8 protein-coding genes are annotated in these 21,789 nt (G+C 69.0%); all 8 read left to right on the forward strand.

The genetic code is table 11. The features are described from left to right. Positions 1-9: 9 nt before the first annotated feature. The 8 genes from gspK to AC5P5W_RS15135 all read left to right on the forward strand — a co-directional run bounded on the left by gspK (position 10) and on the right by AC5P5W_RS15135 (position 21,673). On the forward strand, positions 10-915 hold the full coding sequence (gene gspK / locus AC5P5W_RS15100) for a type II secretion system minor pseudopilin GspK (protein WP_164165885.1): 906 nt from the start codon (positions 10-12) through the stop codon (positions 913-915). Then, the gene (gspL, locus tag AC5P5W_RS15105; protein ID WP_495221247.1) at positions 912-2,075 is read left to right on the forward strand and encodes a type II secretion system protein GspL; all 1,164 of its coding nucleotides are present in this window, start codon (positions 912-914) and stop codon (positions 2,073-2,075) included. Before gspK ends, gspL begins: the two co-directional genes overlap by 4 nt. Continuing rightward, positions 2,072-2,599 (forward strand): type II secretion system protein M, encoded by a 528-nt coding sequence (locus AC5P5W_RS15110; RefSeq protein ID WP_049404341.1) that lies wholly within the window; start codon positions 2,072-2,074, stop codon positions 2,597-2,599. Before gspL ends, AC5P5W_RS15110 begins: the two co-directional genes overlap by 4 nt. Beyond that, positions 2,596-4,977 (forward strand): type II secretion system secretin GspD, encoded by a 2,382-nt coding sequence (gspD, locus tag AC5P5W_RS15115; RefSeq protein WP_197574678.1) that lies wholly within the window; start codon positions 2,596-2,598, stop codon positions 4,975-4,977. Before AC5P5W_RS15110 ends, gspD begins: the two co-directional genes overlap by 4 nt. After that, the gene (gene gspE, locus AC5P5W_RS15120) at positions 4,974-6,407 is read left to right on the forward strand and encodes a type II secretion system ATPase GspE (protein ID WP_142234839.1); all 1,434 of its coding nucleotides are present in this window, start codon (positions 4,974-4,976) and stop codon (positions 6,405-6,407) included. The genes gspD and gspE overlap by 4 nt, the downstream gene beginning before the upstream one ends. A 7-nt stretch (positions 6,408-6,414) precedes the next feature. After that, the gene (gene gspF, locus AC5P5W_RS15125) at positions 6,415-7,614 is read left to right on the forward strand and encodes a type II secretion system inner membrane protein GspF (RefSeq protein WP_142234838.1); all 1,200 of its coding nucleotides are present in this window, start codon (positions 6,415-6,417) and stop codon (positions 7,612-7,614) included. Positions 7,615-7,914: 300 nt separating this feature from the next. Continuing rightward, positions 7,915-9,090 (forward strand): substrate-binding domain-containing protein, encoded by a 1,176-nt coding sequence (locus tag AC5P5W_RS15130; protein ID WP_014647364.1) that lies wholly within the window; start codon positions 7,915-7,917, stop codon positions 9,088-9,090. A gap of 199 nt (positions 9,091-9,289) precedes the next feature. Beyond that, the gene (locus AC5P5W_RS15135; RefSeq protein WP_197574677.1) at positions 9,290-21,673 is read left to right on the forward strand and encodes a filamentous hemagglutinin family protein; all 12,384 of its coding nucleotides are present in this window, start codon (positions 9,290-9,292) and stop codon (positions 21,671-21,673) included. Positions 21,674-21,789 lie beyond the last annotated feature (116 nt).

The following is a 21,789-nucleotide window of genomic DNA, read 5'->3' on the forward strand; positions in this document are numbered from 1 at the left end:
GGCAGGCCGATGTCAGCCCGGATGCGGTCTGTTTCGAGTGTCCGTCAACGTGGCATGGCGGTGATCGTCGCCCTGCTGGTGGTGGCACTGGTGGCAGTGATTGCCACTGCACTGCTCACCCGGCAGTCGGCCCAGCTGCGCGCGCTGCGTGGTGACCAGCTGCGCGCACAGGTACGCATGGCCGTGGACGCAACGCTGGAACGTGCGGCGCAGCAGCTGCGTGCGGATGCAAAGGAACAGCTGACCACGGTGCGCAGCGGGCGCTGGGCGCGCCCATTGGAGCTGCAGGCGCCGTTGCCGGTGCGGCTGCAGCTGGTCGATGCGCAGTCGATGTTCAACCTGCGCAATCTGCTTGCGCATGGCAGGCCGGACCCCGAGGCGCGGCGCGCGTTCATCACGTTGTGTGCCGGGCAAGGGCTTGGCCAAGGCGCCTGCACATCCGCCGCGGACCACATCCAGGCGCGCCTGCGCGATGGCGACATGCAGGCGCAGGCGCCGCTGCCGCGCGAATCACTGATCGAACAGGTGCTGCCGGGTGCCGATCCGGTGGCGTTGCAGGCGCTGGCGCGACGCACCGTGGTGTTGCCGGCACAGACCCTGGTCAACGCCAACACCAGCGACCTGCGCGTTCTGCAGGCGGTGACGCCTGCGGTCGAACCGGCACGGCTGCAGGCGCTGCTCGGTGAGCGCGACGCTGGCCATTGGCTGCTCAATCGCGGCGACATCGCCAACCGACTCCAACTGAGCAACGAACAGATGGCGGTACTTCCCTTGGGTATCCATAGCGAGTGGTTCCTGGCCGTCGGCCAGGTGCAGGCTGACGGCAGCGCGGTTGATTTCCGCGCGCTGCTCTGGCGCGAGTACCGCGACGATGGCGTGCGTGTGCAACGCGTGTGGACGAGGATCGGCGCATGAACGCGCAGCTTCGGGTACGCCTGCCGACGCTTGAGGGTCTGCACTCCAACAGCGCGGTGGACTGGGCGCAGCTGCACAAGGGCGAGGTGCTGGCTCACGGTTGCGCCACGCTGGCGGCGCTGGGCCTGCGGCATCCGCGGGCTGCGGTGCGAGCCTGCCTCGATCCGAGCGACCTGATCCTGCTGGAACTGCAGCTGCCACCGTTGTCCGGGCGACGCCTGCAGTTGGCGTTGCAGGGTGAGGTGGAGGCGATGTTGCTGGACGACCTGCAGGACGTCGCGCTGGCCCACGGTGCGCAGGCGGCTGACGGCACGGTTCCGGTGGCCTGGCTCGGCCAGCAGGCGGTCCTGCAGGCGCAGCAGTTGCTGGCCTCGTGCGGACTGCAGCTGCAGGCACTCCATCCGACGCCGCTGCTGCTGCCCTGGCAGGACGGACAGGCCACGCTGCAGGTCAGCGGCGAGCACCTGCTGGTGCGAAGCGGGCGCGATCGGGGGTTCGTCCAGTGGTATGGCGGACGTGATGCGTGTGCAGTCATGCAGGCGCTGGCCGTGCGCCTGCGACAGGCCGGCGTGCAGGCCGTGCAATGGATCGGCAGCGTACCGCCGGCGTGGCCGGACAGCCTGCCGGCCACCGCCGTCATGAAGGAACGGCAGGCATGTGGCCCTCTGCCGGGGTGGTCACTGCCGCTGCCCGGTGCGGGTCGGCAAGCGCCACGCCTGGCAATCGGCCTCGCGTTGGCGGCAGTGCTGCTGGCCGCGCTCGGCCTGCAGCTGCAGGTCTGGCGTTGGCGGATCGAGGGCGAGGCGCTGCAACAGGACATGGCGCGGCAGTTCAGCGCACGCTTCCCGGAGATCACCGATGTGGTGGATCCGGTGCTGCAGGCAAGGCGTGCTCTGGCGGTGTCGCCACCGGCGCCACCGTTGCCGCCGTTGCAACGGCAGGTAGCCAGCACGCTGCTGGCGGTTCCGGAACTGGCCGGGCAGGTGCGCAGCCTGCATTACCAGCCCGGCCAGCTCGACATGGAGCTGGATGCCGATGCCCAGGCATTGGCCGACGATCCGCAGCGGCTTGAGCACTGGCAGCAGGCGCTGCAGGTGCAGGGTCTGCTGCTCACGCGCGACGCCGGTGGGCGCCTGCGGGTGAGCGGAGCGGGACAGTGACGGCCCGCACCCTGCGGCTGGGCGGGGGGCTGGCCGGCCTGCAGCAGCGCTGGCAACGCCTGCCACCGCGCGACCGGCGGATGCTGTGGGTGATGGTGGTGGCGCTGCTGGTGGCGGGCCTGTGGTCGTTGTGGCTGGAGCCACTGCTGAAGCAGCGCACGCACTGGCAGGCCGAGCTACCGCGGCTGCAGGCGCAGTCGCGCGCACTGGCACCGCTGCTGCGCGTCCGTGAGCGCCAGCAGCTGGCGCAGGGCCAGCATCCGACACTGGCCGGGCTGCGCGATGGAATAAAGACCGCCGGCCTTGCCGATGGCCTGCATATCGAAACGCGCGACGGGCGCTGGCACCTGCAGGTACAGGCGGTGCCCGCCGATGCGCTATGGAACTGGCTGCTGCCGCTGCTGGCCGACCCGGCCATCGAGCTGCAGCAGCTGCAACTGACACGCACAGGGGACGCGAACATGCCGGCGGCACGGATTTCCGGAAACATCGTGATGGTGGCCACTGCGGGTGCCCATCCATGAGGGCGATGCGCAGCCTTGCCTGCAGTACTGCATTGGCCCTGATCGTGGGCATGGCCCACGTGCCGGCGCCGGTGGCAGCGCAGGACACACGCGATGAGCCGGTGCAGCTGAACCTGGTGGATACCGACATCGGTGGCGTGCTGCGGATGGCGGCACGGTTCACCGGCCGCCAGTTCCTGCTCGACCCACGGGTGACCGGCAAGATGACGGTGGTCTCCGATGGCCCGGTCAGCCGTACCCAGGCCTATCAGCTGCTGCTGGGCGCGCTGCGCATGCGCGGCTTCGCCGTGGTCGAGAATGGCGGCGTCAGCCGGGTGGTGCCGCAGGCCGACGCCAAGCTGCTCGGTGGCCGGGTGGGCAGTGGCGGTGCAGGAGGCGAGGTCGCCACGCGCACCTTTCCGCTGCGCTACGAGAACGCCGCCGCGCTGGTGGCGGTGCTGCGGCCGATGATCAGCCCGGACAATCCGATCACGGCGAACCCGGGCAACAACACTCTGGTGATCACCGACTATGCCGACAACCTGGAGCGCATTGCGCGGGTGATCGCCAGCGTCGACACGCCGGCCGGCATGGACACCGATGTGGTGAAGCTGCAGCAGGGCATTGCCGTAGACGTCGCGGCGATGGTCGCGCCGCTGCTGGATGCGCAGGGCGCAGAGCCCAGCCAGAAGGTGGTGGTGATGGCCGACCCGCGCAGCAACAGCGTGCTGCTGCGTTCCAGCAGTCCCGGGCGCACCCGTCTGGCCCGGCAACTGGTGGAGAAGCTGGACCGCGCGCAGGACGAGTCCGGCAACCTGCATGTGGTCTACCTGCGCAATGCCCAGGCCAATCAGCTCGCCGGCGTGCTGCGCGGCGTGGTTGCGGGGCAGAGCGATGCGCCGGCAGTGGGCAGCAATGAAGGCATCACGCCACTGCCTGGCGATGCAAGCCGTTCCGCACCGGCGCAGCCGTCGCAGCCACAACAGGCCAGGACCGGCAGCAATGCGCTGGAATCGCAGCGGCTGGATCCGAACCGCCGCGACCCGATCGACGCCGGGAGCACCGGCTTCAGCCAGAACGGCATTTCGGTACAGGCGGACGTGGCCACCAACACGCTGTTGATCTCGGCGCCGGAACCGGTGTACCGCAACCTGCGACGGGTGATCGACCAGCTTGACCAGCGCCGTGCACAGGTGCTGGTGGAAAGCCTGATCGTGGAGGTCAACCAGACCGACGCGGCCGAACTGGGCGTGCAGTGGATGCTGGGCAATGGCCGCACCTTCGGCGGCACCCACTTCGGCGGCACCAGCGGTGGCAGCGGGCTGAACACCACCGCGCGCACCACCCTGGACGTGCTGCCCAAGGATGGCCTGAAGATCGGGGTGATCGACGGCACCATCAACCTGCCCGGCGTCGGCCAGATCCTCAACATGAAGGCGCTGGCCAACGCGCTGCAGAGCAAGGGCGGTGCCAACATCCTGTCCACGCCGAACCTGATGACGCTGGACAACGAGGCGGCCAGCATCATGGTCGGGCAGACCGTGCCGTTTGTGAGCGGCCGCTACGTGACCGACGGTGGCGGCGGCAGCAACAATCCATTCCAGACCATCGTGCGCGAGGACGTGGGCCTGAAGCTGCGGGTACGCCCGCAGATTTCCGAGGGCGGCACGGTGAAGCTGGACATCTACCAGGAAGTCAGCAGCATCGATGCGCAGAGCGCGAACAGCACGGCCGGCATCATCACCAACAAGCGCGCACTGGATACCAGCGTGCTGCTGGACGATGGCCAGATCATGGTGCTGGGTGGCCTGCTGGAGGACAGCGTCAGCCAAGGCCGTGACGCGGTGCCGGGGCTGGGGAAGATTCCGGTGCTGGGTGCCTTGTTCCGCAGCGACACACGCAAGCGCGCCAAGACCAACCTGATGGTGTTCCTGCGTCCGCACGTGGTGCGTGACCCGGCCGCCGGCCAGCGCCTGACCCGCGACCGCTATGACTACATGCGCAACGCGCAGGCTGGCGCGCAACCGGTGCAGAGCTGGGCATTGCCGGCGCTGTCGGCACCGCAGCTGCCGCCGCAGGACCTTTCTGTACTCGGCCAGGGCAATGCGCGCGATGGCCAGGGCCAGCCGCTGCAGAACACCAGCCTGGCAGTGTTGTATCCGGCCGGTGACGGCGATGCGCAGCTGGTGCAGTTCGCACAGGGGCTGGACCCGACCCGTGCCCGCCAGGGCGTGGCGCAGGTGCGGGCGCTGGGCCTGCAGGCCTATGCCGAGGCGACGCCGGGCGAGAGTGGCCAGCGCCTGCGGGTGCGGCTGCCGCGCGACCCGGCGACGCTGGACCCGGCACTGCAGCAACTGCGCGGGCTGGGCTACACGCCGGAACTGGTGATCGGACCGTGAGCGCCGCCGCGCCACTGCCGTACGCCTGGGTGCGCAGCCATGGGGTGATGCTGTCCGAGGTTGGCGGTGAGCCTGTGCTGCTGGGTACCGTCGATACCGCAGCGTGGGCCGTGGCCGAACTGCGCCGCCGGCATGGACCGTTGCCCTTCCAGGCACTGGATGCCGCGATGTGGCAGCAGCGGTTGGCTGAGCAGTACCGTGACGGCGGCGACGCCGCTGCCGTGGTCGGTGCCGCCGAGAGCGAAGTCGATCTGGACCGGCTGATGCAGGACATGCCGGAAGTCACCGATCTGCTGGACGCGCAGGATGATGCGCCGGTGATCCGCATGATCAACGCGCTGCTGGCGCAGGCCGCACGTGATGGCGCCAGCGATCTGCACATCGAGCCGTTCGAGACCCATTCGGTGGTGCGCTACCGGGTGGACGGCACGCTGCGCGACATGGTGCAGCCACGGCGCGCACTGCACGCAGCGCTGGTATCGCGCATCAAGATCATGGCCCACCTGGACATCGCCGAGAAGCGCCTGCCGCAGGACGGGCGCATCGCGATCCGCGTGGGTGGGCGTCCGCTGGATATCCGAGTCTCCACGGTGCCGACCGGGCATGGCGAGCGCGCCGTGCTGCGACTGCTGGAGAAGGATGCCGGCCGTCTGCAGCTGCAGCGCCTTGGCATGGCCGATGACACCCTGGCCACGTTCACCGGATTGATCCGGCAGCCGCATGGCATCGTGCTGGTCACCGGCCCGACCGGTAGTGGCAAGACCACCTCGCTGTACGCCGCGTTGGGCCAGCTCGACAGCAGCACCAGCAACATCCTCACCGTGGAGGACCCGGTGGAGTACGACTTCGCCGGCATCGGCCAGATCCAGGTGAACGCGCGCATCGGCATGAGCTTCGGCACCGCGCTGCGCGCGATCCTGCGCCAGGACCCGGACACCATCATGATCGGCGAGATCCGCGACCTGGAGACCGCACAGATTGCGGTGCAGTCGTCGCTGACCGGCCATGGCGTGCTGGCGTCCCTGCATACCAACGACGCGATTTCGGCAGTGACGCGCCTGGCCGACATGGGGGTGGAACCGTTCCTGCTGGCCTCGTCGCTGCGCGGCGTGCTGGCGCAGCGGCTGGTGCGGCGGCTGTGCACCCACTGCCGGCGTGCCGAGGTGGATGGGGACGGCCGTACCGTATGGCGCGCGGTGGGTTGCGCGGCTTGTGCCAACAGCGGCTACCGGGGGCGCACCGGCATCCACGAGTTGTTCGTGGTGGACGATCGCGTGCGTGCGCTGATCCATGAAGGGCAGGGTGAACCTGCACTGCGCGAGGCGGCGCGGCGTGCCGGCATGCGGACCTTGCGTCAGGACGGCCAGCGTTGGGTCGACAGCGGGGTGACCACGCTGGAAGAGATCCTGCGCGTCACCGGCGACGACTGAGGCTTGCATGGCGCTGTTCGACTACCAGGCCGCCAACGCGCAGGGCCGCATCGAGAAGGGCCAGCTGGACGCTGACAGCCCGCGCGGTGCGCGGCAGTTGCTGCGCGGTCGTGGGCTGACACCCGTGCAGGTCAGCGTGGCGCGCAGTGCCGGCAGTGGCTGGGCTGCCCGGCGGCTGTCTGCCAGCGAGCTGGCCTGGGCCACGCGCCAGCTGGCCAGCCTGCTGGCCGCCAGCCTGCCGTTGGAAGGCGCCTTGAGTGCGGTGATCGAGCAGGCCGAACGCCCGCACGTGGCCCAGGCGCTCACCGCAGTACGCGCCGACGTGCGTGCCGGCCAGCGCCTGACCGTGGCGCTGGCAGCGCGGCCGCGCGATTTCCCGCCGATCTATCGGGCGCTGGTGGGTGCAGGTGAGGATTCCGGCGATCTGGCACGGGTGATGGAGCGCCTGGCCGACTACATCGAAGAGCGCAATGCGCTGCAGGCCAAGGTACTGACCGCCTTCATCTACCCGGCGGCGATCAGCCTGGTATCAGTGGCGATCGTGATCTTCCTGCTCAGCTACGTGGTGCCGCAGGTGGTGACCGCGTTCGTTCAGGCACGGCAGACGCTGCCGATGCTGACCCAGGTGATGCTGGCCGCCAGCGCGGTCGTGCGCAGCTGGGGCGTGTGGGCAGGGCTGGGCATGGCTGCGCTGGTGGTGGCCTGGCGGCTGGCATTGCGGCGGCCGGAACTGCGCCTGCGCTGGGACGCGATGCTGCTGCGGGTCCCGATGGTCGGGCGCTTCGTGCTGGGTGTGAACAGTGCGCGCTTTGCCTCGACGCTGGCGATCCTGCTGGATGCGGGTGTGCCGCTGCTGCGTGCACTGGAAGCGGCGCGGCAGACGCTTGGCAATGCGTTGCTGGCGCGCTGTGCCGATGATGTGGCTGCTCGCGTACGCGAAGGTGCGGCACTGGGTGCTGCGTTGAAGGTACAGAAGGTCTATCCGCCGATCCTGGTGCATCTGGTGGCCAGCGGCGAGAAGACCGGTTCGCTGGCGCCACTGCTCGAACGCGCCGCGCAGACGATCTCGCGCGAGATCGAGCGTCGCGCGATGGCGCTGACCGCACTGCTGGAACCGACCATGATCCTGGTGATGGGCGGCGTGGTGTTGACGATCGTGCTGGCGGTGCTGATGCCGATCATGGAAATGAACCAGCTGGTGCAGTGATGCGCAACGCGCATCACGGGTGGAGTCGACTGCTTCCCAAGCACACTTCGACAGGACCAGCGCTCCGTGAGCCAGTCGACGAAAAGTCGACTCCACCCGGTCGCCGTCTTCGATTCTCCACACAATCCTCCACACCTTTTTCCGATCTTCCACAGGTTTCTTAAGCGGCGTGTCATCGGCGCGGACCAGCATGGACACGTCGCCGCAGAGTGGGCTGGGAGGCCCTCGGCGGCAGCAGGCGTGTAGTGACCGTTCCTCCCTTGGTGTTTCCCTTCGCAGTAAACCCTTCAGGAGAAGATCATGAACAAGTGCAAGACCCTGGCCGCGCTGGTTGCCACCGCGCTGCTCGCCACCGTGGGCGCCGCCTCGGCGCAGACCGTGACCGGCGGCGGTGCCTCGTTGCCGGCCGACCTCTACAAGGGTTCGTCCGACAGCATCCTGCCGGCGAACTTCAGCTACGCCGTGACCGGTTCGGGCACCGGCAAGAAGGCCTTCCTGGAAAACAACTCGCTGCTGTTCTCGACCACCGGCACCGTGCACTTCGCCGGCAGCGATTCGGTACTGAGCGGCACCGAGCTGAACACCTACACCACCAACTTCAACCAGCCGACCAATGCCAACCGCTACGGCGCGCTGATCCAGGTGCCGTCGGTGGCCACCTCGGTCACCATCCCGTTCAACAAGGCCGGTTCGGCGGTGAACCTGAGCGTGGCGCAGATCTGCGGCGTGTTCTCGGGCGCGATCAGCGACTGGTCGACCATCGATGCCAACCGCAGCGGCCCGATCCAGGTGGTGTATCGCGCGGAAAGCAGCGGCACCAGCGAAATGTTCAGCCGCTTCCTGACCGCGGCCTGTGCCGCTGAGAATGCTGACACCTCGAAGCTGGTGGGCGGCAAGTTCGCCATCAAGTCGACCTTCGCCGACCTGTACAAGCGCGATGCCAACGGCAACCTGCCGGCGTTCCTGGTGGCCGCCCCGGCCACCGGCGGCACCTCGCTGTACAACACTGTCTACGCGGCTGAAGGCCGCATCGGCTACGTTGGCCCGGACGTGATCCCGAACCTGACCGATGCGACCAAGGTCGCCAAGGTCAAGGGCTTCTCGCCGGACCAGGTGAGCGTGCAGGCCACCCTGGACACCGTCGCTCCGCCGACCGGCACCGATGCAGAGAACCCCGCCAACTGGGTGCCGGTGTTCGGCAACCCGTCGGCCGGCTATCCGATCGCCGGCTACACCAATCTGGTGATCGGCCAGTGCTACAAGGATTCGAGCGTCGCCACCAGCCTGCGCGGCTTCCTGGCCCGCCACTATCCGGCGACCTACACCGTCGCGTATGAGAAGTCGATCACCGACCACGGCTTCATCCCGCTGACCAAGGCCTGGCGCGATGCGATCCGCAACCGCTTCGTGCTGGCCAGCAGCACTGCCGGCCTGAACAACCCCAGCACCTGCGCCGGCATCGGCCGTCCGCTGTAATCCGCAGCATGGGTTGAATCCTGCTTGACCCGACGCCGGCCTCTGGGCCGGCGTCGCCATTTCCGCGACGGTGCCGCGGTTGCAGCGTTTGGCTGTCGGCTTCGTCTCGCGTGAACCGTCTATCAGTGGCAGGGCATGCGTTGCGTGTGCCTCCCCGATCGCCGCCGCAGCTGCGGCCCACCAGGTTGATGAGGTTCCGATGTCGCACCCGCTTCCGTCCGCTGTTCATCCGGCCGCGTCGATGCGCCGCAATCATCCGATGGCGTGGGCCATCGCGGTCGCACTGGGGAGCATGGTGGCCCCGGCCAGCCAGGCGCAGCAGGCGTTCAGTCCGGGCTGGTTCGCCGAACGGGGCGCGGCCCAGGGCAGCGCGGCACAGAGTGGCCGGATGCCCAACGGCGTGCCGATCCAGTTCCAGTTGCCGGCCCAGCAGCAGGATGCGGCACGGCAGAAGCTGCAGCAGTCGATCGACAATCTTGGCACTGCGGCGCAGGCGATTGCCCTGCAGCAGCGCCTGCAGGAACAGGCGCGGCAGGCGCGCCGCGAGGCTGGCTTCATCGTTGCCGATGGCCTCGGCAAGGACGGCCTGAGCGTCGACCAGAACCCGCTGACCCGTGGCTGGCTCAATGCGCGCGACGTGATCCAGTCGCAGGGCAGCGACGGGAGGGTGCAGGTCACGGTCGAGCAGACCGCGGACAAGGCGATCCTGAACTGGGAGACCTTCAACATCGGCGGCAACACCACGCTGAATTTCCTGCAGAACCCTGACTGGGCCGTACTGAACCGCGTCAACGATCCGCAGGCGCGGCCCAGCCAGATCCTGGGCCAGCTGAAGGCCAGTGGCACGGTGTTCGTGGCCAACCGCAACGGCGTGGTGTTCGGCAACAACAGCCAGGTCAATGTACGCAATCTGCTGGCGGCTGCAGCACGGATCAGCGATGCGCAGTTCGGCGACAACGGCCTGTACAGCCCCGACGCCAGCAGCAGCGCGCTCAGCGATGCATTCGGCAAGGTGATGGTGGAGCGGGGCGCGCGCATCGCGACCCATGAGCCGACCAGTGCGACGCGCGGCGGTGGCTACGTGCTGCTGGCCGGGCACAGCGTGGACAATGCTGGCCAGATCGAAGCGCGCAAGGGCCAGGTGCAGCTCGCAGCAGGTGACAGTTTCGTGATCCGGCGCGGCGTGGGTACGGCCGCCAACACCAGTTCCACCACCCGCGGCAATGAAATCGCGCCGCGCTTCATCGCTGGCAGCACGGCTGGCAGCGTGCGCAATACCGGTCTGCTGCGCGCACTCGAGGGTGACGTGACCCTGGCCGGACGCAGCGTCGAGCAGGCCGGTGTGGCCGTGGCCAGCACCACGCTTGCACAGCGCGGCACCGTGCATCTTCTGGCCTCGGCCAGTGATGCAGGCAGCAGCGTCACGCTTGCTGACGGAGCCACCACGGCGGTGCTGATCGAGGACGATGGCAAGACCACGGTGCTGGATACGCAGCGCGACGCCCTAATCAAGGAATCGGCCGAGCAGGACGCGATCCGCGCTGGCGCGCGTTCGGCAACCTTCGACAATCTGTCCCAGCACAATGATCGCCGGGACCAGTCGCGGGTGGAGATCGTCTCGGGGGGCAACATCCATTTCAGCGCGGATTCGCTGACGGTTGCCACGGGCGGCCAGATCATCGCCGATGCGGCGGCCCGTAGCTACGTGGACGATGCCGCGCGCGTGGACGTGTCCGGCGCAGTGGGCGTGCGGGTGTCGATGGAGAGCAACAATGTCCAGGTCAAGGTGCAGGGCAACGAACTGCGCGATGCCCTGGAGAACCGCGACAGCGGCAAGCTGACCAGCAGCGAAGTCTGGGTCGACCGCCGCAGGCTGGTCCACGTTCCGGCCGGTACCGGGGGCTACGAGGGTGAGCGCTGGTACGCCGCAGGCGGCCTGCTGGAAGTGGGGGGCTACCTCGACAACCAGGGGCACTCGATCGGCGAATGGGCTGCGCAGGGAGGCACCGTCCTGCTGGGCGGCAGGGAAGTGATCACGCAGGGTGGCTCACGCATCAACCTTGCCGGCGGCAGCCTGGATGTGCAGAGCGGCGTGGTCCGGCAGAGCTGGGTGCGCGGCGTTGATGGCCAGGTCTACCGTCTTGGTGAGGCGCCAGCGGAGATGCTGTTCGATGGCCTGTACAGCGGCCATGAAGTGAAGCAGGAACGCTGGGGCATCACCGAGACCTTCCGCGATCCGATCGTATTCGCGGCGCAGCGGGTCGATAACGGGTACACGGTCGGCCGCGATGCAGGACGGCTGATCGTCTCCGCACCGACCGCGGTGCTGGATGGAAAGGTTGAGACTGCAACCTTCCAGGGCGCGCAGCAGAACCGCAGGCCGGATGCCGCGCTGGATGGCTATGCACAGGCGCAGACGGCGGTCGCGCGCAATGCACAGTTGTACCTGGGGCGCTACGACGGCCAGGGCCGCAGTGGTGTGTTCGGCTCGGATGTGCGCCTGGGTGACAAGGCTCCGACGAAGACGGCGTGGTCGCTGGCGGCTCCGGTCAACGAGGAGCGGCGTGACACGGTGTGGCTGGATATCGCAGAGCTGAGTGCCCAGCAGTGGGGGCGGATCGACCTGGCGACCGCCGATCGCATCCGCATCGACGGCAGCCTTCGGCTTCAGGCCGGCGGGCAGCTCAACCTGACCGGCAGCGAGGTGGAGCTGGCAGGCGACATCGGCATTGCCGGCGGCCAGTTGTCGGCGGGCAACCTGCTGGATGTCCAGGGCCGGCCGACGGCGCTGCTGCACGATGGCCGCGCCCGCACCGTCATTGCCGACGGCGCGCGGATCGACCTCTCCGGCGAATGGAGCAACGCCTCACTGGCGATGCCGCGCGACGCGAGCGGTGCCTGGACGGATGGCGGCCGCCTGAGCCTGGGCAACAGTCATGACGTGGCCGTGGGCGCCAAGGCAACGGTTGACGTCGAGGCCGGTTCTGCGCTGGACCTGCGCGGCAAGGCCCATATCGGCAAAGGCGGCAGCGTCAGCCTGCAGGCGAACAGCAGTACGGTGACGACCGACGGCAGTGGCCGGGTGCAACTGGGTGAGGGAAGCCGGTTCAGTGGTCGAGGACAGGGCGGTGGTTCTTTCTCGCTGGGTACCGGTGGCCAGGTGCGGGTGGGCGATGCGGACCTGGCGGGCGCGTCGCTGCGACTGGACCCCGGCCTGTTCGGCAGTGGCTTCGCGCAGTACGACATCAATGGCCACCACGGCGTGGAGGTGGCCGATGGCGCGCGGCTGGTCGCTGCCCTGCCAGGCCTGCGCCTGACCCAGGACGCGCCGATGGCGACCGACCGGGCGTCCGCACTGGCGGCGTGGGACGCGCCGCTGTACAGCGCCGATCCGTCGAGCGGGCGCGTCAGCCAGCGCGCGGGTGCGAGCATCAGCCTGCGTTCGGAGCGCAACAGCGTGGGCGGTGACCTGCGGGTCGGCAAGGATGCACTGGTGGCGGTCGATCCAGGCCAGACGATCTCGCTGCTTGGTGCGGGCAACATCGATGTTGAAGGCACGCTGCGCGCGAAGGGCGGACGCATCCTGATCGACGATGTGCGCCCGGAGAACGCGCTGTACGCCGGGCAGCGCACCGAACGCACTTGGCGTTTCGCCGAAGGCGCGCTGCTGGATGCCGATGCAGACGCGATTTCGCTGCCCGATTCCAGCGGCCGTCTGCGCGGGCAGGTGCGCGCGGGTGGACGCATCGAGATCGGCGGGGCGCTGGACTGGGAGACCACAGCATTCGTCGACAACCGACCACCGGAAGCCTTCGTGGTGGTCGAACGCGGTGCGCGCCTGCAGGCGCGGGGTGCGTCGGCCGAGCTGGACGTCGACGGCCAGGGCCGCGTGCGCGTGGACAGCGATGGCGGGCAGATCGTGCTGCGCTCGGCCAATGCGCTGTACCTGGACGGCGGGATGGATGCGGCCGCCGGCGGTGCCGGCGCACGCGGCGGCACCCTGGGGCTGGCCTTTGGCGGCAGCATCCATGCACGTGGCGCCAGCGAGGAGGTACTGCGGTCACGTGCGATCACCCTCAGCCAGCACAGCGCGCCGGGGCAGCCACTGCCGGCCACATTGGAGTATGGCCACGCCGCGTTGTCGGTCGAGCAGCTGCAGGCTGGCGGTTTCGACAATCTGTCCGTGTTCGGTGACATCCGCGCGGTCGGCGACGTCGACCTGCGCCTGGCCCAGAGCCTGCGCATCCACGGCCAGGGTACTTCGAGCCTGGGCATGGCCATGGATGCCGGGCCATCGTCGGGGCTGCGACTGAGTGCGCCCTACGTTCGCCTGGCGCAGGCACGCTGGCGCCAGATGCCGGGCGAGAACCTGCAGGGCACCGCCGCGGTCGCTTCTTCCGGGCCGGAAGATCACGCGCTGGCGGTGCACGCCGGGCTGATCGACATCCGCGACGTCACCTGGCTGCCGGGTTTCAAGCATGTGGCGCTGGAAAGCCGCAGTGACGTGCGCCTGACCAACGGCATTGCCAGCAATGGCAACACCAGCGCGTTGATGACGGCTGGTTCGATGGACGTGACCGCTGCGCGCCTGTATCCCACCACAGGCGCGGTCGGCACGCTGGTGGCCGGCGCGTCAGCGCAGACCGTGCAGACCGCTGATTACTGGTCCGATCCGGATGCCGTGCTGCGCATCCACGGCACCGGTGCGGCCACGAAGCCGGCGCCGGAATCGGCGCTGGGTACGCTTCGCCTGGTGGCCGCCACGGTGCAGCAGGGCGGCAACGTACAGGCGCCGATGGGCACGCTGCAGCTGGGTGGCCTGATACAGAACGGAACCGTCGGCAGCCGGGTGGAACTGCTGCCAGGCAGCGTAACTTCGACCAGCGGCGCCGGCTTGTCGCTGCCCTATGGTGGCACCGTCGATGGTGTTGACTGGCGGGTCGGTACGCGCAGCCTGGGTTCGCTGACGCCGGCCGGCATCTCCTCGATGGGGGTGACACTGAAGGCCAACGAGATCGAGGTGGCGCCGGGGGCCCTGCTGGACATGTCCGGCGGTGGTGAGTTGACCGGCGCCGCCTTCGTGTCAGGACGCGGTGGCTCTGTCGACGTCCTGCGTACGGCGTTGGCCGACGCCAACCCGCGCTACGGGTTCAGTGCGTCGGGCAACCCGGTGTACGCGATCGTACCGGGACGCGCCGGGGCGTTCGCCCCCAGTGGCGAAGAAGGGTTCGCAACTCCGGCGGTGGGCCAGCAGATCACCGTGCCGGCTGGCGTGCCCGGCCTGGCGGCCGGCACCTACACGCTGATGCCGGCAAGCTATGCGCTGCAGCCCGGCGCATTCCGGGTGGAGCTGGGCGCCACCGGCACCTCCGGCATCGTGCAACCGATTGCGACCGGCACCGGCACCTGGCGTGTGTCCGGGCAGCAGCGCACGGCGCTGGGCGCGGCAATCTCGCCGTTGCTCACCGACATCCTGCTGACTCCCGCGGCCGTGGTACGCCGGCACTCGGGCTACAACGAAACCTCCTACAACAGCTTCGCGCAATCGGTAGCTGACCGCCGCGGCGAGTCGCGTGGCTGGCAGACCATCGATGCGCTCGGGTTGACCCTTGCGCTGGGCGAAGGTGCAGGTCGTGCAGACACGCCTGCCATCCACTTCGCCGGCACCGCGCGGTTCGCGGCTGCCACCGACAAGGGGCGTGGTGGCACGCTGGCAGCCACGTTGGCGAGCCCGGCGGTCGGTTCGCTGGAGATCGTCGATGGCAGCGCGCCATCGCAGGCGCGTGATCGCGGCGCCACCTTCAGCGACGACGCGCTCAATGCCTTCCTGCCGGCGCGGATGATGATCGGCGGGCAGTTCAACCAGGAGGCCTCGCAGGTTGCGGTGACCGGCCAGGCGCGCAGCGTGGCGATCCGTTCCGGCGTCACCTTGAACGCACCGGAAGTGCTGGTGGCAGCGGCCTCCGGTGGCAGCGGCGTGCTGGTCGAGGCCGGTGCGACCCTCGATACACTGCCGTTCGCATCCGCCAACGCGAATGCCAGCGCGACCCTGCCTTACCAGGTCTCCGGCGGCCTGCTGGCGGTGTCCAACCAGCGCCTGAACCTGATCACCGGCACCACCGGGGTGGAGGCCGGTCCGGTGGCGATCGACATCGGCGGATGCCAGGCGGCGTGCGACGGCCAGACGCGGCTGGTTTCCGATGGCAGCATCGCGGTAGCGACCGATGGCGCGCTGCAGATGCGCGACTCGGCCAGCTATGGCACCCGCCAGCTCGGCCTGAGCATGGCGGCGCTGAACCTCGGCAGTGCCGAAGCGATCGCCCAGGCCGCTGCGGCCGGGGCGCTGCCCAGTGGCATGACCATGAACCAGTCCGTGCTGCAACAACTGCTGCGCGGCAATGATGCGACCGGCGCGCCGGCGCTGGACACGTTGAGTCTGGTCGCGCGGGAGTCTGTCAACGTGTTCGGCAGCGTCGACCTGGATGCGCGCGACAGTGCCACCGGCCGCAGTGGCCTGCAGACGCTTGTGCTCGGTGCGCAGGCCATCCGCGGCTACGGTGCGGCGACCGACCGCGCGCGCATCCTGGTGGACACGCTGGTCTGGGACGGCTCATTGGCGGCGGGCCAGGCGCCGGGCAGCGACGCGACGGTGCCGCCGGCCGAGCCGATGGTGGACCGGCTCGGGGCCGGGCAACTGGACATCGTCACCCGGCAGCTGCAGCTGGGGCGGGCGCCATTCAGCCGTCCCAGCTCTGAAGTACCTGCGAACCGGCAGGTGCTCGGCTTCAGTGCGCTGAACCTGAGGGCTTCGGAGCAGCTGTCGTTCTCCGCGCAGGGCACGCTGGACGTATTCCAGCAGCGTGGCGACTATCTGGCCGACAAGGGGTGGCAGTACAGCGGAGGCAACCTCGGTATCGATACACCGCTGTTGGCCGCCGATCCCGCCGCGCAGCTGCGCGTGCGCACCGGCGGCGACTTCCGCCTGCAGGGGGGCGCCGGCAGGGCGGGTGGCGATGCACTGGGCAGTGAGCTGAGCATCGACGCCAACCGGATCACGCTGGACAGCACGGTCGCGCTGGCGTCCGGACGGCTGTCGGCGAACGCACGCCAGGGCATCACGCTTGGCAGCCGGGCCGAGTTGGATCTGGCCGGACGCAAGGTCTCGCTGTACGACGTGGACAAGTTCAGCTGGGGCGGCGATGTCCTGCTGTCCAGCGACACGGGTGACATCCGCGCCGATGCGGCCTCCCGCATCGATGTTTCCGCACGCAACAACCGCGGCGGACGCCTGACGGTCACCGCAATGGCCGGCCGAGCCGATCTGGCCGGTGTTCTGCAGGGTGCCGCCACTGGTCGTTACGATGCCGGTGGCACGCTGGTGCCCTATGACGGTGGCGAACTGGTGGTGCGGGCACGCCAGCTGCAGGACTTCGCCGGCCTCAACCAGCGATTGACTGCCGGCGGCGTCGTCGGCGGTCGCAGCTTCCAGATCGGTGAGGGCGATCTGCGGATCGGCGACGAAGTGAAGGCGCGCCGGGTCGATATCAGCGTCGATGCGGGCAGCCTGACCGTGGCCGGCCGCATCGATGCCAGCGGCGAGCAGGTCGGCAGCATCCGCCTGTACGCCCGCGATCAGTTGCAGGTGGACGGCACTTTGGACGCGCACGGTACCGGCCTGCGCGTGGACAGCCATGGCAAGATCATCGACAGTCCCAACCGGGCCATCATCACGCTGGGCAGCGTCGAAGGTGCCGTCGGCCTGGGCAGCGCGGCGCAGCTGGACCTGCGTGCGGGCAGCGACGTTGCCGTTGGTGGACGTCCTGGCCAGAACGATGGCACCCCGCGCGGCACGCTGAAGATCGATGTGCCGCGGCTGGGCAGCAACGACGCGGCGATTGCCGCGGCCACCGGCCTGCGCATCGATGGCGCGGCCGACATCCAGCTCAATGGTGTTCGCCGCTACGACGATGCGCCCCTGGCAACCACCGCTGGCGTGCGCGGCAACCGCGCGCAGGTGGTCACCCAGCAGTGGCTGGACCGGGTGGTCGATCCGCACAGCGTGGCCTGGATCGATGGTGCGCTGGGCAACGCGGATCTGCAGCAGCGCACGCGGGCGCTGGGCGATGTCCGCCTTCGTCCCGGCGTGCAGGTGCTGGCGCGGCGCAGCGACGCCAACCCGGACGGCGACCTGACCATCGCCGGCGACATCGATCTGTCCGGCTACCGTTACGGCCCCGATGCCAACCGCGCCGATCCATCGCGGCGTGGCTTCGGCGAATCGGCCTCGCTGGTGCTGCGCGCCGAAGGCAACATCAACGTCTACGGCAGCATCAACGATGGGTTCGCAGCGCCGCCGTCCACGCCGGATGAGGGCGGCTGGCAGCTGTACGAGGGCCGCAATGGCAGCGCGGGGCACACCCCCTTTGGCGGTGGGCTGGTGGTGCCGGTGGACGGAGTGAAGCTGCAGCCCGGCACCGAGTTCCAGGCCGGCACCCACCTGAACTATGACGTGCCGGTCGAATCGGTAACGCTTCCGGTCGGTACCGTGCTGCCCGCGCCGATGGTGATCTCGCAGAACCTGCGCCTGCCTGCAGGCACGGTGCTGGGTGCGGCGGTGACCACCGACTCCGGGCAGACGCTGGCCGCGGGCACCGTGCTGCAGGAGCCGCTGATGCTGGCGGCCGGTGCGCGGCTGGGAGCCGGCTTCCGCCTGCGCAGTGCGGTACAGATGGCGGCACAGGAGTGGCCCGCCGGCGCGACGCTGCCGGTTGCGTTGCGCCTGGCACGGGAAGTCGTGCTCAAGGTGGGCGCGTACATCCCGTCGTTGACCAAGGTGGAGCTGCCCGGCGACGCGCCGGTGAATCTGAGGCCGGCCGATGCCGGCGGCAACCAGGGGCGCAACTGGGCGCTGGCGCCGATGCTGGCCGAGGGCACCACCTCCTGGGACCTGACCGTTGTTGCCGGCGCCGATGCCGGGGCAGCCGACCCACGCAGCCGGCGCTGGGGCAGCGATGGCAGCGTGGTGCTGGCCGATACCCACCAGGGCTCGATCGGTACGGTCAAGACGGAAATCATCTGGGTGGGGGATCGCGCGTTGACCGAGCAGGCATCGTTGGACTGGATCGGCGACACCTCCTATGCAGGCCGTCCGATCGCGGAGCTGGCCGACATGTTCGGCTTCACCGAAGACGAGTTCTGCGCGATGTCGGCCGACTACTGCGGCCCGGCACCCCGCCAGGTGGCCGCGCAGGGCTCGCTGGATTACTGGGGCGACGAGTCCTACGCAGGCACTCCTGCGAAGGACTTCGCCGCGATGTTTGGCATGACCGAAGACGAGTTCTGCAGCACCGCGCCCACCTACTGCGCCGGCGGCGGCACGCAGACCGAAGTGACCACTTACGGCAAGCGCGCAGGCACGCCGGCGTGGAGCGTACTGCGCACCGGCAAGGGTGACATGGAACTGCTCGCGGCCGGTGACGTCGTGATGAAGTCAGGCTTTGGCGTCTACACCGCCGGCACTCCCGCCGCGCTGGGTGGGGGCCGCGACGCTGCCTTCAATTCGCCCCGTGCAGCGGCCCCTTGGAACACCGCAGTGCTGGGACCGAACCTGGTGCCGGGCAGCTATGACGCCGCGATGGCAGGCTACCAGGCCTGGTATCCGGATCATGGTGGCAACCTGCGCGTCGAAGCCGGGCGCGATATCGTCGGCGACGCCTGGACCGCGCGCGCAGAGTCGGGCAGCAGCGATCGCGACTGGGCGCTGTACTCCAGTGCCGCGGTCGGCAACTGGCTGTGGCGGCAGGGTACCGGCGGCACCACTGGGGTGGAGCCGGTGCCGACCAGCTGGTGGGTGAACTTTGGCGCCTACACCAACGTGTCCGCTGCCGCTGGCGCCTCTCCACGGATGGTTGGTTTCACCGGCTTCGGCACATTGGGCGGGGGCAACCTGACGCTGGAGGCCGGGCGTGACGCCGGCGTGCGCGATGCGATAGGTGACGCGTTGGTCTCGACGATCGCACCGCGCTCGGGTGCGATCATTGCTGCGGTGGGATCGACCGGCCGGGTCAGCGATGGCCAGCTGCACCTGACCGGCGGCGGCGACCTGCAGCTGCGTATCGGTGGCGCGCTGAATCCGAACCTGCAGGCGACGATCTCCAGCCTCAACCCCTCCAGGGCGGGACAGAATCTCGACCTCAACGGTACCTTCAGCAACCTGCGTGGGAGCCTGCAGCTCGATGCGGGGCGCATCGGTGCAATGGGCGTCACCCTGGAAAGCTACGCGACGCTGGGTAAGCAGCGGGCGGCAGACCTGTTTGCGCCTGACGCCGCCCGCGCGATGGGCGGGCCGGTGCTGGTGCTGGGCGACGCCGCCGCGCAGCTGCAGGCGCGGGGCGATGTGGTGCTCGGCGGCGTCGCCGATGCCGGCCGGGTTCCGCTGGCCAACTACAGCGCGGTGCTGCAGGATGACGGCGCGCGCGCTGCAGGCAGTACGTGGTTCTCCCTGTGGACCGCCAACACGGCCGTGGATCTGTTCAGTGCCGGTGGTGACCTCGCGCCAGGCCTCGCCGGGCCGGAAAACGTGACGGGCAGCAATCTGTGGCGGGAGCAGGTCCAGCTTGTTGTGCGTGGCGGCGATGATCTGCTGAATTACTGGCTCTATCCTTCGCGCTTCAGCGCCATTGCTGCGCAGGGTGACATCAAGCTGGACCGGATCAGCACCACGCCGGGGACGCAGGATGTGATTCTGCTGGCACCCTCGGCGACAGGACGGCTGGACGTCCTGGCCGGCGGAGGCATCTTCGCCCAGCCTGGCGCGACCCAGATCGCGCGCTCGGCCAGTGACGCGCGCCTGCCGAGACCCTTCGACCCGGCATTCATGGCCGAGCAGGGGGATTCCGCAGGCAATGTGACCCGCTCGCGGCACAACCTGTCCGTCGACGGCAACACGGCATCGCCGGCGGGGTCGCTTCCACTGTTCGCATTCGGTCCGAATACGCCGCTGTCCACTGTGTCTGCGGCACTGGCGCCGAGCCGCTTCTACGCGGTGCAGGGCGACATCATGGGTCTGGCCACCGGCGCCCAGCGCACGCTGAATGTCAACGCGGGGCAGCGCACGCAGCTGAACTGGTTCGAGGCCGCCGGCGCCGTGCAACTGCGGGCAGGCCGGGACATCCTCGGGGTGTCGATGACCGCGTTGAACACCGCACCCAGCGACATCACGGTGGCGACGGCGGGCCGCGACATCGTGCATCTGAATGCGACCATTGCCGGCCCCGGCAACGTCGAGATCAGTGCCGGCCGCCAGCTGCGCCAGGAGGATGCGGGCAGCATCGCCAGCCTCGGTGGCATCGTGCAGGGCGACACCCGTCCCGGCGCCAGCATCGCGCTGACGGCCGGCAACCAGCAGATCGACTTCGCGGCCCTGCGTGCCCGCTATCTGCACCCTGCCAACCTTGCCAATCCCGCGCAATTGCTTGCGTCGCAGCCGGGCAAGGCAGCCAAGGTGTACGACCAGGAACTGAAGCAGTGGCTGCAGCGACGCTTCGGCGTGGCGGCCGAGGGCGACGGGGCGCTGGCCGCGTTCGATGCGCTGCCGCAGGAACAGCAGCGCATCTTCCTGCGCCAGGTCTATTACGCCGAGCTGCGCGAAGGTGGACGCGAGTATACCGATGCAGAAGGGCCCCGCTTCGGCTCCTACCTGCGTGGGCGCGAAGCCATCGCCACGCTGATGCCGGACAGGAATGCGGCCGGTGCGACGATCGACCGTACCGGCGATATCGTGATGTACGGTGGCTCCGGCGTGCGTACCGAGGCGGGCGGCAACATCGAGCTGATGGCACCGGGTGGGCAGATCGTGATCGGTGTGCAGGGCGTGGTGCCACCTGCCAGCGCCGGCCTTGTCACCCAGGGGCAAGGCGATATCCGGCTGTTCAGCCAGGACAGCGTGCTGCTGGGCCTGTCGCGGGTGATGACCACCTTCGGCGGCGACATCCTGGCGTGGTCGGAGCAGGGTGACATCAACGCCGGTCGTGGTTCGCGGACGACGTTGCTGTACACGCCACCGCGCCGCGTCTATGACGGCTGGGGCAATGTAATCCTGTCGCCGCAGGCCCCGGCCAGCGGTGCCGGCATCGCGACCTTGAACCCCATTGCCGAAGTACCGCCGGGCGACGTCGACCTGATCGCACCGCTTGGCACCATCGATGCGGGCGAGGCCGGCATCCGCGTCTCGGGCAACATCAACCTGGCCGCACTGCAGGTGCTCAACGCGGCCAACATCCAGGTGCAGGGCGAGAGCAAGGGCCTGCCGGTGCTGGCATCGGTGAACGTCAATGCGCTGGCCTCGGCCAGTGCGGCAGCCAACAGCGCCAGCCAGGCGGCACAGGATGTGATGCGCAAGAGCCAGGACGAGGCACGGCGCAACCAGCCGTCGGTGATCAGCGTGCAGATCCTCGGCTTCGGCAGTGGCACCAGCAGCATCGACCCGCCGGGGCGTGGCAACACTGCCAACAGCGGTTATGACGCCAACAGTGCCTTCCAGTTCCCGCAGGCAAGTCGCGACGAGGGCACGCAGCGCCGGTAGGTGCCGACCTTGGTCGGCACACGTTGCTGCCCACCAAGGTCGGCAATAGATCCACGCCATGCGTGGATGCGACCGGGCCGAAAGAACGAACAGCATCGGGCCAGCCGCCACGGAAC

Source organism: Stenotrophomonas sp. YJH_SMC_123 (genome assembly GCF_059368215.1).

Excerpts from the sequence above, each read along its gene's own strand:
- gspK (WP_164165885.1), top strand. The coding sequence starts at position 10 with ATGTCAGCCCGGATGCGGTCTGTTTCGAGTGTCCGTCAACGTGGCATG.
- gspL (WP_495221247.1), top strand. The coding sequence starts at position 912 with ATGAACGCGCAGCTTCGGGTACGCCTGCCGACGCTTGAGGGTCTGCAC.
- gspD (WP_197574678.1), top strand. The coding sequence starts at position 2,596 with ATGAGGGCGATGCGCAGCCTTGCCTGCAGTACTGCATTGGCCCTGATC.
- gspF (WP_142234838.1), top strand. The coding sequence starts at position 6,415 with ATGGCGCTGTTCGACTACCAGGCCGCCAACGCGCAGGGCCGCATCGAG.
- AC5P5W_RS15130 (WP_014647364.1), top strand. The coding sequence starts at position 7,915 with ATGAACAAGTGCAAGACCCTGGCCGCGCTGGTTGCCACCGCGCTGCTC.
- AC5P5W_RS15135 (WP_197574677.1), top strand. The coding sequence starts at position 9,290 with ATGTCGCACCCGCTTCCGTCCGCTGTTCATCCGGCCGCGTCGATGCGC.